General features: G+C 40.4%; 10 protein-coding genes, 2 tRNA genes and 2 rRNA genes. 10 read left to right on the top strand and 4 right to left on the bottom strand.

Translation table 11 applies throughout. The features are described from left to right. Window positions 1-138 precede the first annotated feature (138 nt). The gene (locus F981_RS16035; protein WP_004723406.1) at window positions 139-1,032 is read left to right on the top strand and encodes a DMT family transporter; all 894 of its coding nucleotides are present in this window, start codon (window positions 139-141) and stop codon (window positions 1,030-1,032) included. Between the two features lie 634 nt (window positions 1,033-1,666). Here F981_RS16035 and F981_RS16030 read toward each other — a convergent pair. Genes F981_RS16030 through F981_RS16020 form a run of 3 tightly spaced genes read right to left on the bottom strand, consistent with a single transcriptional unit; the run spans window position 1,667 to window position 4,585 of the window. Beyond that, window positions 1,667-2,236, bottom strand: a complete 570-nt coding sequence (locus F981_RS16030; RefSeq protein WP_004723404.1) for an L-threonylcarbamoyladenylate synthase type 1 TsaC — start codon at window positions 2,234-2,236, stop codon at window positions 1,667-1,669. A gap of 46 nt (window positions 2,237-2,282) precedes the next feature. Next, window positions 2,283-3,410, bottom strand: a complete 1,128-nt coding sequence (gene dprA / locus F981_RS16025) for a DNA-processing protein DprA (RefSeq protein ID WP_004723403.1) — start codon at window positions 3,408-3,410, stop codon at window positions 2,283-2,285. 23 nt (window positions 3,411-3,433) lie between these two features. Continuing rightward, entirely contained in the window at window positions 3,434-4,585 is a 1,152-nt protein-coding gene (locus tag F981_RS16020) for a LysM peptidoglycan-binding domain-containing protein (RefSeq protein ID WP_004723401.1), read from the bottom strand. Between the two features lie 123 nt (window positions 4,586-4,708). Here F981_RS16020 and def point away from each other — a divergent pair, with 123 nt between their 5' ends. The 4 genes from def (at window position 4,709) to F981_RS16000 (ending at window position 8,249) form a co-directional block, all read left to right on the top strand. Continuing rightward, window positions 4,709-5,239 carry a peptide deformylase gene (gene def, locus F981_RS16015; protein ID WP_004723400.1) on the top strand — a complete coding sequence of 177 codons (531 nt, stop codon included), beginning with the start codon at window positions 4,709-4,711 and terminating at the stop codon, window positions 5,237-5,239. Window positions 5,240-5,347: 108 nt separating this feature from the next. Further along, window positions 5,348-5,815, top strand: coding sequence for a DUF2946 family protein (locus F981_RS16010; protein WP_004723399.1), 468 nt, complete (start codon window positions 5,348-5,350; stop codon window positions 5,813-5,815). Window positions 5,816-5,885: 70 nt separating this feature from the next. Continuing rightward, a complete protein-coding gene (locus F981_RS16005) occupies window positions 5,886-7,964 on the top strand; it encodes a TonB-dependent copper receptor (RefSeq protein ID WP_004723398.1) in 2,079 nt (692 codons plus the stop codon). 42 nt (window positions 7,965-8,006) lie between these two features. After that, window positions 8,007-8,249 carry a hypothetical protein gene (locus tag F981_RS16000; RefSeq protein WP_004723397.1) on the top strand — a complete coding sequence of 81 codons (243 nt, stop codon included), beginning with the start codon at window positions 8,007-8,009 and terminating at the stop codon, window positions 8,247-8,249. A 124-nt stretch (window positions 8,250-8,373) separates the two neighbouring features. Here F981_RS16000 and F981_RS15995 read toward each other — a convergent pair whose 3' ends face one another. After that, the gene (locus F981_RS15995) at window positions 8,374-9,582 is read right to left on the bottom strand and encodes an oxygenase MpaB family protein (protein ID WP_004723396.1); all 1,209 of its coding nucleotides are present in this window, start codon (window positions 9,580-9,582) and stop codon (window positions 8,374-8,376) included. Between the two features lie 86 nt (window positions 9,583-9,668). Here F981_RS15995 and F981_RS15990 point away from each other — a divergent pair, with 86 nt between their 5' ends. From F981_RS15990 to F981_RS15970, 5 genes are all read left to right on the top strand, one after another. Next, window positions 9,669-10,283 (top strand): TetR/AcrR family transcriptional regulator, encoded by a 615-nt coding sequence (locus F981_RS15990; RefSeq protein WP_004723394.1) that lies wholly within the window; start codon window positions 9,669-9,671, stop codon window positions 10,281-10,283. An 853-nt stretch (window positions 10,284-11,136) separates the two neighbouring features. Continuing rightward, a 16S ribosomal RNA gene (locus F981_RS15985) occupies window positions 11,137-12,675 on the top strand. A 59-nt stretch (window positions 12,676-12,734) separates the two neighbouring features. Then, window positions 12,735-12,811, top strand: a tRNA-Ile gene (locus F981_RS15980). 44 nt (window positions 12,812-12,855) lie between these two features. Further along, window positions 12,856-12,931 (top strand) — tRNA-Ala (locus F981_RS15975). Between the two features lie 406 nt (window positions 12,932-13,337). Continuing rightward, window positions 13,338-13,870 (top strand): 23S ribosomal RNA (locus F981_RS15970); the annotation flags it as partial.

Below are 13,870 nucleotides of genomic sequence, written 5' to 3'. Positions count from 1 at the left end.
TAAAATATATAAAATAGCATTTGTCTGAAAAGCCCTATAGATGTCTGAAATGCCATATTTAAATTTATTCCGACTTCATCGATAATCATTTTCAGATCCTATTCGACAGTCAAAATTATGTATAGCAATTCAAAACCCATGTGGTGGGCAATCAGTTTACCGATCATTGCAGTATTGATTTGGTCAATGAATATTGCAGTTACACGTTATGTTTCGGATTATATTTCACCTGTCAGTATTAGCTTTTATCGCTGGTTAGTGGCATTTATTATTTTGACCCCATTTATGTTGCCCCAAGTGTGGAAGCAACGTCATTTGGTTAAACAACATTTTATGCAATTTGTGGTGCTGAGTGCTTTTGGTATGTTCTTGTATCAAGGCTTGGCATATAGCGCAGCGCATTACACCACAGCAACCAATATGGGCATTATCAACGCCTTTATTCCAGTATTTACCATTTTTGTTTCGATTCTTATTTTACGTGAAATTCCCAATCGCTTCGCTGTTGTCGGCAGTATCTTGTCTTTTCTTGGTTTACTGTATGTGATTGGCCGAGGGGATTTTAGCAACTTGACTCAATTGGCAGGGCACTCTGGTGATTTGATCATGGTCTTGGCTGTGTTCTTTTATGCTTTTTATGGGGTTTTTCTGAAAAAATGGCAATTGAAAGTTCCATTACTGTTGAGTCTCTATGTGCAAATTGCGTTGACCTTGGTCTACCATTTACCATTTGTGCTTTATTATGGCATTGATGCGATTAACCAAGGTAATGTCGCTAGCGTTTTATATGCGGGTATATTACCTTCTCTTGTTGCACCTTTATTGTGGATGATGGCTGTGCAATATCTAGGTCCAAATCGAACCAGCATTTTTATGAATTTAATGCCAGTATTTACTGCAATCATTGCCTACTTCTGGTTGCATGAGGCTTGGACGATATCGCATACAATTGGTGGTATTGTCATTTTAGTAGGAATTGCATTGGCACAAAAAAAGTCACTTAGTGTCAAAAAAAGTACATTATTGAGTTAAAATTTAAAGTGTTTTGAGTGAAAATTGTTCATTTAAATCTTTATTTTTAACGCTTTTTAAGTGTTAAATCTGAGCAAAATTTGTTTTTTAATTAGTGATTTAACTGTTGAAAATTCAAATAGTAAAACAAATTTAAACACTTAGTTTTATTATTGAAATCCAAGTTATTTGCAATTCACTCAAATGAACAGATCTTGCTCAGAAGAATATATTTGTATTCAAAAAAAATTTATAGGATAATATTTTCATCGTAGCGAATTAAGAATTTCTTAATTAAATTGTTCTACACTGAATTTTTCATACCCTCTGGATGTGTTTAACGCATCCTTTTTTATACTCAGCCAACCCTATATGTGGCTGAGTTTTTTTTTGCCTTTTTATTGGTAATATTGAGGGTCTGTTGACAATTCGTCTACGCCTTGCGCTGCAAACAAAGCAATGCTTTGTTCTTGCTCAGGGTTGTGGCTAAAATTATCTCAGCCTACGTTATGAAACTCGAAAATAGTCTCGCTATTCTCTTCGTTTCCTGCTTTACGACGTATACGTCTCATGCTCAATTTTAACCTACAACGCAAGCCATTTATGAAATTCCAACAGGCCCTGAACTCATGTTTGAATGAATATTTTAACGTGTTTAAACCCGAATCACTTGTGCTGTAGATGCGTCAATGATTTTGCTTGGTTCGCGACTTAAACCAAGATCGCCGTTTAAATAATTCAATTCCGAACCAAAATATTGACTGGCTTGTTGTAAAGATCTTGCTGGTTCTAAACCTGCCGAATTTGCACTGGTCGACACAATAAAGCCATTAAAGGCATTACATAAGGCAATGCACAAAGGGTGATTGGTTACACGAACCGCAACCTGAGCATGCTGGCCTTTAATCCATTGTGGAATTTTATCATCAGCTGGAAGTAGCCAAGTTGTTGCACGTTCTGTTCTAGAGCGTTGCGTCCATGATTGAATGATTTGTTCACGAATAATAGGGTCAATTTCTGTTAATAGATGTTCAACTTGTGAGAGCTGTCCTGCCAATAAAATTACGCCTTTCTCTATAGGGCGTTGTTTAAGCCTTAAAATTTCTAAAAAAGCCTGTTCATTGAACGGATCACAGCCTAAACCCCATACTGCCTCTGTTGGATAAGCCAAGACTTTACCTTGTTGAAGAATTTGTGCAGCTTCAGCAACTGAGGTTGTAATCATCTATGTTTACCTTGCCATTTCGTGGAATAAGCCACTATTGTGAACCTTAATAACTGACTCGGCAACGTAAGTACAGCCCAGATTGTTGAATACAGTGACCCAAAAGTTCTAATTCCATAAGATCGCTTGTGAGTTGTGCAATGTCTAAATTTGCGTTTTGAGCAAGCGTATCTAAGTCTTGCCCAATCCAATCCAGCAATTGATACAGCTTAAATAAATGCTCGGGAATTTCTGGCATTGGGGAGAGTGATTCAGACTGTTGTGCACAATGCCATTGGGTGGGAAGTGCTAAATCTTCAACAATCTGTTCTGGATGATCAACCAGAATGGCCCCTTCACGAATGAGCTGATGACATCCTTGATGATGCTCTCCATAAATATGCCCTGGAATTGCAAAAATCACTTTACCTTGTTCTGCGGCAGCTTGCGCCGTAATCAGTGAACCACTACCCAGTTGTGCTTCTGCGACAACAACACCTAAGCTCAAACCACTCACGATCCGATTTCGATAGGGAAAATTGCGCTGAATAGGCTGAGTTTCTGGCAGGTATTCAGTCAAAATCGTTCCTGAATGCTGCAAAATTTGTTCTTGTAACTGTCTATTTTGACTAGGATAAACCAGATCTAAGCCTGTACCGATCACCGCAATGGTTCGATGGTGTTTTAGTCCACCCATATGTGCAGCGGCATCAATTCCCAGTGCTAGGCCACTGGTAATAAAAAAGCCCTTTTCACTCAAATAGTAAGCAAAATCATAAGCCACTTGTTTGCCATGCGGACTTGGCTTTCGGCTACCCACGATGGCGATTTGCGGTTGACTTAGATTCTGAAATGCACCTTTACCAAATAGAATTGGTGGATGATCAGGATAAGGTAGCAGTTGTTGAGGATAATGAGGGTCGGTATCTAAAAGAATAAAATCTGTATGTTGTTGAATTTTATCGAAGCAAACTTGAAATTTGGATTGCCCAAGCGCATTGAAAAATTCACTGGCTCTTTCAAGATGGTTTTTATGAATTTTGGCTTCAGACCAGCGGTTTAAATTTTCAGCTTGCAGCGCTTTTGCGATAGAACCAAAATGTGTTTCTAATTTACGAAAAGCGCTGAGCGAATGTTGAACCAAATACCAAAGTCTGATGGCATCATATTGGTCATTGGATATTTGCTTCAACATATTTAAATCACATCATGAAAAACTTAGTTATCTGCAATTGCAGGTGGTTTAATTTCAGCACCCATTTTAATTGGTAAATTACTTTCCAAAATATAGGCATAGCTGAGGTGATCAAAACTCTTAAAGATCATCAGCGTACCAATTTTTTGACTTGGTAATTTCACAGACTCTTTAGTTTTTGGGTCACGGACTGTTTCACCTTGTTGGTAAATACTAAAGACTTGCCCAGGTTTAGCACCTTGTAAGCTCCCACGGTCAATGGTGACTACACTATATTGCGCTGCTGTACCAATTGAACCTTGTACACGAACCACTTTACCGCCATTGCTGACTTCATTGGTGGTGGTTGGATAGAACAAACTCGGCAATTCAGCATCATAGCTTGGTAGGACATAGTCGCTTTTACGCACTTCAGCATTATAACTTTTGGTTAGCTCTAGAGTGGTTACATCATTTTCACCAGCCGCCGCTGTTGCAGAAGCAACCTCAGTTAACTCCATGCCCGCATTAAACTTTTTGCCTTCAGCATTGAGGAAAATATAGGGTTTGCCTTCACGATAGATCCCATAACGTTGACCCACGACTAAGCCATTTCCACGCGCATAAACGGTTTGTCCTGCACCCGTAATCACACGATTATCAGCAGCACCGATGGTATAAGGGATGTTCTGTAAAGATTCAGGATTGACCACAATACTGTGTTCTAACCACGGTTGAATATCTGATAATGGAATTACTGAAATCGCATTATTTAAGGATTCAACGCGTATTTGAGGGCGTAAAGATGTTCCACCTTGATGACGACGGATAATTCCATCACAACCATCACCTTCATCTACACCAATCAGTGGACGACCATCTAAAGTACACAACAATAATTTATCGCCAGGATAAATCCAATGTGGATTTTTAACATGCTTATTGCTTGCCCAGATTTCAGGCCAGCGCCAAGGTTTGCTTAAAAATTTCCCCGCAATATCCCATAAAGTATCGCCACGTTTCACCACATAGACATTGGGTGCACTGGATTTCAGTGCAGGTGGATTGGTGTTTGGACTTGCGTGTGTGATTTCCATGTAAGTGAATCCTGCACTTAAACATAGTGTCACAGCAAGTAATTGTTTCTTGAACCCCTTGGCATGAAAGTTCGTTATGCCAGTTAAAACCTTTTTCATTATCATAATTCCTAAAATTATGTCTCTATATGCGTTATAATACGCATATTACACACATTTTTTTAATGAAGCATATTCTTCATTTAGTTTTAAGATCAATGGCATAGCAACAGAGGGTACAGTATGGCCTTATTACCTATTTTAAGTTTTCCTGATCCCCGTTTACGCACCATTGCAAAACCTGTCGATGTGGTAACTGATGAAATTCGCCAGTTAGCAGCAGACATGTTTGAAACCATGTATGAAGCGCCAGGTATTGGTCTGGCTGCTACACAGGTCGATCAGCATATTCAGCTTATCGTAATGGATCTGTCTGAAGACAAAGACCAACCTATGGTGTTCATTAACCCCAAAATAACACCGCTTACAGAAGAAACCTTATCTTATGAGGAAGGCTGTCTTTCTGTTCCTCAAATATACGATAAAGTTGAGCGTCCGTCACGAGTTAAAATTGAAGCAATTAACCTTGAAGGTCAAGCTTTTGAAGTCGAAGCGGATGATCTATTGGCGGTATGTATTCAACATGAAATGGATCACTTAAACGGTAAATTATTTGTGGATTACTTATCCCCTTTAAAGCGTCAACGTGCGCGTGAAAAAGTGGAAAAAGTGGTTCGTCAGCGTGAAAAGCAAAAAGTTCCAGCAAAACGTTGATCTGAGTCAGTTGAATTTTAAAATCTTTTAAAATTTTCCTGCAATACAAAGCCCAATTTTGTTTGGGCTTTGTTATACTCTGGCTCGAAAAATGTTGAGACGAACGTTTTGTTGAGAATAGGTTTACTGCTCGGTTTTACCGCAGTTTTTTTACAGATTGCTGTATTTTTACAGCCTTTGCTACCGAAGCAATATCAAATTGCGCCGGTCTGTGAAACTATTACTCAAGCTTTAGTACAAAGTCATTTCTACGAAAAGCATCAACATAACACCCATCATCAACATCAATCTGCATCTTCTGCACATGAAGCTGCCAGTCATGACCATCTATTGGCCCATGCTGAACATGCAGCGCCAGAGCAACCAAGTTCACATCACCATGATGCGGGTCACCAGTGCCAATACTGTACAGTCTATGGCAATTTGGTTTTACCTCCTGAACTTGAAATCAAAGAAATATTAGATCGTATCCAAGTGCGACTGGTTGCATTTCAAAAAGCATTTCGACATGTCTATTTTGTATTGCAACGTTTGTTTCTACTTCCCCAAGGGCGAGCCCCGCCACTTTTTGCATAAATCAAAAACTTAATTTTTAGGGTCTTCATTGACTCCAGCCTTGTTTAATTTATGATTTAAGAGAAAGAAAATGGCTCAACCTCAATTCTTTTTACAGCCTTTAGCGGCTGCGGTTTGTGTTGCTTGTTATTCTACAGCGGCATTTGCACACGATCAGGAACATGCATCTCAACTTGCTCCAATCGTGGTTACAGCACAGTTAAATAATGATGCCAATGGTTTGATTATTTATGCTGATCCAAAACAGCCGATTCAACCTGTACCTGCTACAGATGGTGCTGATTATTTGCAAAGTATTGCAGGCTTTAATTCAATTAAAAGCGGTGGAACCAATGGAGATGTCACATTCCGCGGCATGTTTGGTTCACGGATTAAAATTTTAACAGATGGTACCGAAAATTTAGGTGCATGCCCTGCACGCATGGATGCACCTACATCGTATATTCAACCCGAAAGTTTTGACCGTATTTCGGTGGTAAAGGGACCTCAGACGGTTCAATATGCCAATACAGGTTCAGCAGCCACGGTGATTTTTGAACGTCAAAAACCAACCTTAACAGATGATAAAAATTATCAAGGTCAAGCCAGTGTTTTAGTCGGTTCTTTTGGACGTTTGGATCACAATATTGAAGCTGCTGTAGGTGACAGTAAAAAATACATGCGTATCAATGCCAATCGTTCTGAGTCAAACAGCTATGAGGATGGTGATGGCAATAAAGTGCCTTCTTCTTGGGAGCGCTGGAATACTGATTTAGCCTTAGGCTGGACACCCGATGAAGATACATGGGTTGAACTGACGGGTGGTAAAGCCGATGGTGAGGCTGAATACGCAGGCCGAACCATGGATGGTTCTCAATTTGCACGTGAAAGCTTAGGCTTACGAGTTGAAAAGAAGAATTTAAGCCCTGTGATTAAAAAGCTCGAAGGGCAAGTGAACTATAGTTATAACGACCATATTATGGATAACTTTAGTTTACGTACTCCACCATTGGCAGAAATGACACATGGTGGCATGAAGATGTTGATGCCAAACCCAATGGCAATGCAGGTGACACGTCGTACTTTAAATAGCCGTTTAGCCATGACCAGTGAATGGGATAAGCTCAGTTTAATTACTGGGGTGGATTCTCAGCTGAACAAACATGGCGGCAGTATGTCATCACCGACCATGCCATCCATGAATGTTGCATTTAGAGAGGATATGCGCTTCCAATCTTATGGTGCTTTCGGAGAAATGACCTATCAATTCAATGATGCTTATAAATTGGTGACAGGTGCACGAATTGATCAAGTTAAAATTGATGCATTAAAACTGAATGATCAACGTAAAGAAACTTTGCCAAGTGCATTTATTCGTTTAGAAAATCAATCTCCTGAACATAATGCCAAATCTTATATTGGTTTAGGTTATGTGGAACGTGTTCCAGATTATTGGGAGCTATTCAGTACTGCACATGGTAATACTGGTATGTCTAAACCGACGTTTAATGATCTAAACACTGAAAAAACTTTACAGTTGGATCTCGGTTATCAATACCAACATGATGCATTGAGTGTGTGGACATCAGCATATGCAGGATTGATTAATGACTTTATTTTATTGAGTTATCATAATCATCCAACGGGCGGGATGGATGGACATAGTCATGGTTCATCATTTAGTGCGGGTGCAAAAAATGTCGATGCAACTATCGCGGGTGCTGAAGCGGGGATCGGTTATCAATTTACTGATGCGATTCAAGCGGATTTAAGTGCAATGTATGCATGGGGCGAAAATACCGATACACATAAACCATTGCCACAAATTGCGCCTTTAGAAGGTCGTTTGAATTTACGTTATGTTCAAGATAAATATTCTTTAGGTTTATTATGGCGTGCGGTGGCGAAACAAGATCGTATTAGCTTAAATCAAGGTAATATTGTCGGTTATGACACTGGTGAAAGTAAAAGCTTTACCACCTTGGCATTGAATGCGTCATATAACATTCAAAAAGATCTAAATCTTGCTGTTGGTGTCGACAATGTCTTAGATAAAACCTATACCGAGCATTTAAACAAATTGGGTGTAGGTGCGGATGGTCAAGTCGGTACTCAACAATTTAATAATACTGGGCGTAATTATTGGGCTCGTATTAGCATGAAATTTTAATTGATTTAAAACTGATTTTTTACAGAAATATGAGGATGTTCTATGAGTAATGACAGTAATAAGTTGTCACCTGAAAAATCGTTTTGGGGATGGAAATTGCTGATAATCGCAATTATTTTAAGCTGTATTTTTATGGGAATCTTCTATTTGGCGATTACCAACGAGCCTGACTATATGCCAAGCCAAAAACAGAATGCAGCTCAGCAACATGATATGTCTAAGATGAGTCATGAAAGTATGCCAAACATGGATCATTCGGCTTCTGAAGCAATGCATTCTCATTGATCAATGAGTAATGTGACGCGAAGTCATGTAATGTGAAACAAGGGGAGGCCAATTGGCTTCCCCTTGTCTTTTCGAGTGTTCCTATTTAATTTAATCATGAAGTACGGGAGAGTGAGAGTAGATCTTACTGATGCATACTCGCTAATTGTTTCCCCGCATTTTGATAAAGCTCAAGTGCATATTCTTGTTCTGCACGACCATTCTGTTGTAAATATTGATCCAGTTTGTCAATATGCTTAGCACTACGGTAGAGCAGGGTATTTTTTGCAATTAAATAAAGCGGATACCAAGCCAAAGTACGTGGCTTGAGTCCTAGGTTTTTCATTTTACGTTGCCCAATAAAAAACTGAGTAATATCCAAATGATTTTGATAGGCCTTTTTTTGCAAAAAGGAATTGAAGTGTTTGTAGTGTCGTTCAAAAGGCTCTTTGGATAAGCTGATGGCTAAAGCTTTGCTACTTTCATCGGCCTTGGGGTGGGCATAATTCATCCATTGCAGTAGTTTCCATGCGTCAGACTCTTTATTGACTAGCCATTTTTCATCTACTCCCATTAACCAGCCCATATATTTCCAAAAATGCATGATGGCTTCTGATTCGGTTTTGCTTGGAAAAATACCAATGGCTCTGACACCGAGAAGTAACACCGCACTAAATGCGATATTGGTCATGGCTTGATCATATTGATTGATCGGCGCTCCCCAAATATCGTTATCCCAGTCTTTGGATTTATTGAGTTGGTGCCGTACCAACGAATGAATAAAACGCACATAAATGGTTGAAGTAAAACCATTGTTAAAACGAGAGAAACTATCTTGTTGATTGACATCAAGCCACCATTTGTGGGTTTCAGCTAAGCGTTTTCCCGCGTATTTATGTAAAGCACCTGTCATAATTAACGGTTGATTAAAACCAGGGTATTGATAACCCGTCATTAAAGCCACATCGCGTAAAATAAAAGTACCATTTGTCCCTAAACGATGGGTAAATTTGATCGCAGTTTCAATTTTAGCTGGATCAAGCCAAGTAGGCGCTTGTTCAACCATTTTAAAAAAATCAGTTAATTCAGGGATGTCATTGGGAAGTTTATCCAAACCTTGATACAAGGCTGTTTCAAAAAGCTTTCTATTTTGTCTAGGATTGGTCATCACCCAATCCATAACTTTATCCATCGCGATATCACCAGTCTGTAAGGCACGATTGAGTGAAAGATATTCGTCATAACTCGGTTGTAACTGCCGGTCTGTAAAATAATAAAAAAGCTTAGACTTCATATTTGTTCGTGCCATCTTCTCAAATGAGGCAAGGCGTTGTGGCTTAATTAATGTTTGCATTTTGAGCGCGACCTGATTATTGTTTAGTCAAACTCTAATATGAATAATTATTCGCATTCAATTCGCATTTCGGAGTGAACCGCAAAATGAGAAAACAACCACAACAACAACGTGCTCGGAATGTCGTAGATAGTATCTTGGAAGCAACTCAATTATGTGTTGCTGAATATGGCTTAATCAACGTCACCACACCCAAAATTTCAGAAAAATCAGGTGTCAGTGTTGGTTCTATCTATCAGTATTTTGGCAATAAAGAAGAAATTATTCAGGAGCTTTTAAGTCGTAAAAGTGAGCAGCTGGGGCTTGCGTTGAAACAGATTGCGATTAGCCAAGAAGAATTGAGCTTAGAAGAAATCATTCCACTTAGTCTTCAATTCGGTTTTGACATGATGAAAGCCGATGGTGGCTTTTTTATTGAAGTGCTTAAACATTGGCATGGCTATAACAATTCAGAAGCAGCAAAAGTGTTAGAAAAGCATTTCTATGAAGTGGGATTGTATGTATTTAGCCGTTTTTTTAATCATTGGAGTTTTGAAGTACTTAAAAATAAATCCTTTGTGATTATCAATAGTACGCTTTTTACTATGATGCGTTATGTCAGTCATAATAATTTTCTAATTTCAGAACAGCAGCTAAAAAAAGAATTAACTTTGATGATTTTGGCTTATCTAGAGCAAGGTGCCAACCCTAATTCACTTTAGGAAAATTATTTAATGGGGAGAGGGGGATTCATAGATTGTACTCGACTTATATAGACATACATCCAAATATAACTAAGGCTTGGTTTTATAGAACCCGATTTTATAGAGTTGGTTTTATAGAGTGAGTTTTATAGCGTTGGTTTTAGCGAGTCTAAGTATTGTTTGAGTTGGGACAAGATATTGATCTCTTTCTCAGGAATAGTTTGATGCTTCTATTCAATGATAAAAGTGATCTATCTCCTTATATAGATTTTAATCGCCGTATCTCTATTAAATTGCATTTATAACAATGCTAAGGGTATACAAGAGGCCGTTTTAGTTGTTTTAGTGAATATATGATGGGGTATTGGTTTTTTATTGCTGTGTTTTTATGCAAAAAAGCAGATTTTTAAAGAAAAAGTGCTGTTTTAGAAGAATAAATAAACAAGTGATAGATAAAATGAAAAATAATTAAAAAAAGGGGTTGTGTTGGTTTGTGAATGCTGTAGAATGCACATCCATCGGCGGTGATGTTAAATAAAACTTCTGATAAATCAGGCACTTGATTAAGTTGTTAAGATTTCGAATTGAGATTTTAAGATGAGGTTAGGGTTGGGTTTGTTAGAAAAAATAATTAACATTATTGATTGACTTTTTAGAGATAGAGAGTAGTATAGCCGACCTAGCTTGATGCTGACGAAGCATTGAGAAGATCATTAAGAGAATATGAAGAACAACTTGTGTGGATTTTTACTGATTGATTGATCGAAATATTATCATTGATTGATTGGTTTAAATTACTCGAAGTTTATTTGAGAGAATTTGTCAGTACATTGATGAGCCAGAATTGTGACCTTAAGTCACTAATGATTTTTAACTGAAGAGTTTGATCATGGCTCAGATTGAACGCTGGCGGCAGGCTTAACACATGCAAGTCGAGCGGGGGAAGTTGCTTCGGTAATTGACCTAGCGGCGGACGGGTGAGTAATACTTAGGAATCTGCCTATTAATGGGGGACAACATCTCGAAAGGGATGCTAATACCGCATACGCCCTACGGGGGAAAGCAGGGGATCACTTGTGACCTTGCGTTAATAGATGAGCCTAAGTCGGATTAGCTAGTTGGTGGGGTAAAGGCCTACCAAGGCGACGATCTGTAGCGGGTCTGAGAGGATGATCCGCCACACTGGGACTGAGACACGGCCCAGACTCCTACGGGAGGCAGCAGTGGGGAATATTGGACAATGGGGGGAACCCTGATCCAGCCATGCCGCGTGTGTGAAGAAGGCCTTATGGTTGTAAAGCACTTTAAGCGAGGAGGAGGCTCTCTTGGTTAATACCCAAGATGAGTGGACGTTACTCGCAGAATAAGCACCGGCTAACTCTGTGCCAGCAGCCGCGGTAATACAGAGGGTGCGAGCGTTAATCGGATTTACTGGGCGTAAAGCGTGCGTAGGCGGCTTTTTAAGTCGGATGTGAAATCCCCGAGCTTAACTTGGGAATTGCATTCGATACTGGGAAGCTAGAGTATGGGAGAGGATGGTAGAATTCCAGGTGTAGCGGTGAAATGCGTAGAGATCTGGAGGAATACCGATGGCGAAGGCAGCCATCTGGCCTAATACTGACGCTGAGGTACGAAAGCATGGGGAGCAAACAGGATTAGATACCCTGGTAGTCCATGCCGTAAACGATGTCTACTAGCCGTTGGGGCCTTTGAGGCTTTAGTGGCGCAGCTAACGCGATAAGTAGACCGCCTGGGGAGTACGGTCGCAAGACTAAAACTCAAATGAATTGACGGGGGCCCGCACAAGCGGTGGAGCATGTGGTTTAATTCGATGCAACGCGAAGAACCTTACCTGGTCTTGACATAGTAAGAACTTTCCAGAGATGGATTGGTGCCTTCGGGAACTTACATACAGGTGCTGCATGGCTGTCGTCAGCTCGTGTCGTGAGATGTTGGGTTAAGTCCCGCAACGAGCGCAACCCTTTTCCTTATTTGCCAGCACTTCGGGTGGGAACTTTAAGGATACTGCCAGTGACAAACTGGAGGAAGGCGGGGACGACGTCAAGTCATCATGGCCCTTACGACCAGGGCTACACACGTGCTACAATGGTCGGTACAAAGGGTTGCTACCTAGCGATAGGATGCTAATCTCAAAAAGCCGATCGTAGTCCGGATTGGAGTCTGCAACTCGACTCCATGAAGTCGGAATCGCTAGTAATCGCGGATCAGAATGCCGCGGTGAATACGTTCCCGGGCCTTGTACACACCGCCCGTCACACCATGGGAGTTTGTTGCACCAGAAGTAGGTAGTCTAACCGTAAGGAGGACGCTTACCACGGTGTGGCCGATGACTGGGGTGAAGTCGTAACAAGGTAGCCGTAGGGGAACCTGCGGCTGGATCACCTCCTTAACGAAAGATTGACGATTGGTAAGAATCCACAACAAGTTGTTCTTCATTGATGTATCTGAGGGTCTGTAGCTCAGTTGGTTAGAGCACACGCTTGATAAGCGTGGGGTCACAAGTTCAAGTCTTGTCAGACCCACCAAGTCTACTGAACACAGAAGAGCAGATATATTAAGATCTTAAGCTGGGGACTTAGCTTAGTTGGTAGAGCGCCTGCTTTGCACGCAGGAGGTCAACGGTTCGACTCCGTTAGTCTCCACCATCACTTACATTGAACTTAAAATGTTCAAATAGACGTAAGATAAGTTAAGAAATAAGCATATAGTTGATTAGATCCTAGAGATTAACAAATGGATGGCGTAGTATACGCACCAGTTGATAATCTCTGTGATTTATCACAGTTAACTACTCGCTGACGAGGCGGTAGTGAATCATTAACAGAATATATTTGAGTTGAAATAATTGTTTAAACTCGTTTTAGTTGATGTTAGCAAGTAATTGTTAATGTTGAATGAAATGAGCACTAGCGATAAAACTGAATCAAGCGTTTTGGTATATGAATTAAATTGAAGCTGTATAGTGATTAAGTTCACAGGCAACAAATAGAAGTGGTTAAGTCCACATTGTTGATCCTCCTTGTAGGGATTAACGACTGTTTGGGGTTGTATAGTCAAGTAATTAAGTGCATGTGGTGGATGCCTTGGCAGTCAGAGGCGATGAAAGACGTAATAGCCTGCGATAAGCTTCGGGGAGGCGGCAAATATCCTGTGATCCGGAGATTTCTGAATGGGGAAACCCACTTACCATAAGGTAGGTATCGCATGATGAATACATAGTCATGCGAGGCGAACGAGGGGAAGTGAAACATCTCAGTACCCTTAGGAAAAGAAATCAATTGAGATTCCCTCAGTAGCGGCGAGCGAACGGGGATCAGCCCATTAAGTTATATGTGTTTTAGCGGAAAGCTCTGGGAAGTGCTACCGTAGAGGGTGATAGTCCCGTACACGAAAGGGCACATATAATGATGACGAGTAGGGCGAGGCACGTGAAACCTTGTCTGAATATGGGGGGACCATCCTCCAAGGCTAAATACTCCTGACTGACCGATAGTGAACCAGTACCGTGAGGGAAAGGCGAAAAGAACCCCTGTGAGGGGAGTGAAATAGATCCTGAAACCGCATGCATACAAGCAGTGGGAGCC

Origin of the sequence: Acinetobacter guillouiae CIP 63.46, assembly GCF_000368145.1 — a bacterium.
GTDB classification, from domain to species: Bacteria; Pseudomonadota; Gammaproteobacteria; order Pseudomonadales; family Moraxellaceae; genus Acinetobacter; species Acinetobacter guillouiae.
Note: the sequence above shows the minus strand (reverse complement) of the source record. Positions and strands in the feature narration are given on the sequence as shown.

Bases quoted from the DNA above. Each gene is read 5' to 3' on its own strand.
- F981_RS16035 (WP_004723406.1), top strand. From the start codon at position 139: ATGTGGTGGGCAATCAGTTTACCGATCATTGCAGTATTGATTTGGTCA.
- F981_RS16030 (WP_004723404.1), bottom strand. From the start codon at position 2,236: ATGATTACAACCTCAGTTGCTGAAGCTGCACAAATTCTTCAACAAGGT.
- dprA (WP_004723403.1), bottom strand. From the start codon at position 3,410: ATGTTGAAGCAAATATCCAATGACCAATATGATGCCATCAGACTTTGG.
- F981_RS16020 (WP_004723401.1), bottom strand. From the start codon at position 4,585: ATGAAAAAGGTTTTAACTGGCATAACGAACTTTCATGCCAAGGGGTTC.
- def (WP_004723400.1), top strand. From the start codon at position 4,709: ATGGCCTTATTACCTATTTTAAGTTTTCCTGATCCCCGTTTACGCACC.
- F981_RS16005 (WP_004723398.1), top strand. From the start codon at position 5,886: ATGGCTCAACCTCAATTCTTTTTACAGCCTTTAGCGGCTGCGGTTTGT.
- F981_RS16000 (WP_004723397.1), top strand. From the start codon at position 8,007: ATGAGTAATGACAGTAATAAGTTGTCACCTGAAAAATCGTTTTGGGGA.
- F981_RS15995 (WP_004723396.1), bottom strand. From the start codon at position 9,582: ATGCAAACATTAATTAAGCCACAACGCCTTGCCTCATTTGAGAAGATG.
- F981_RS15990 (WP_004723394.1), top strand. From the start codon at position 9,669: ATGAGAAAACAACCACAACAACAACGTGCTCGGAATGTCGTAGATAGT.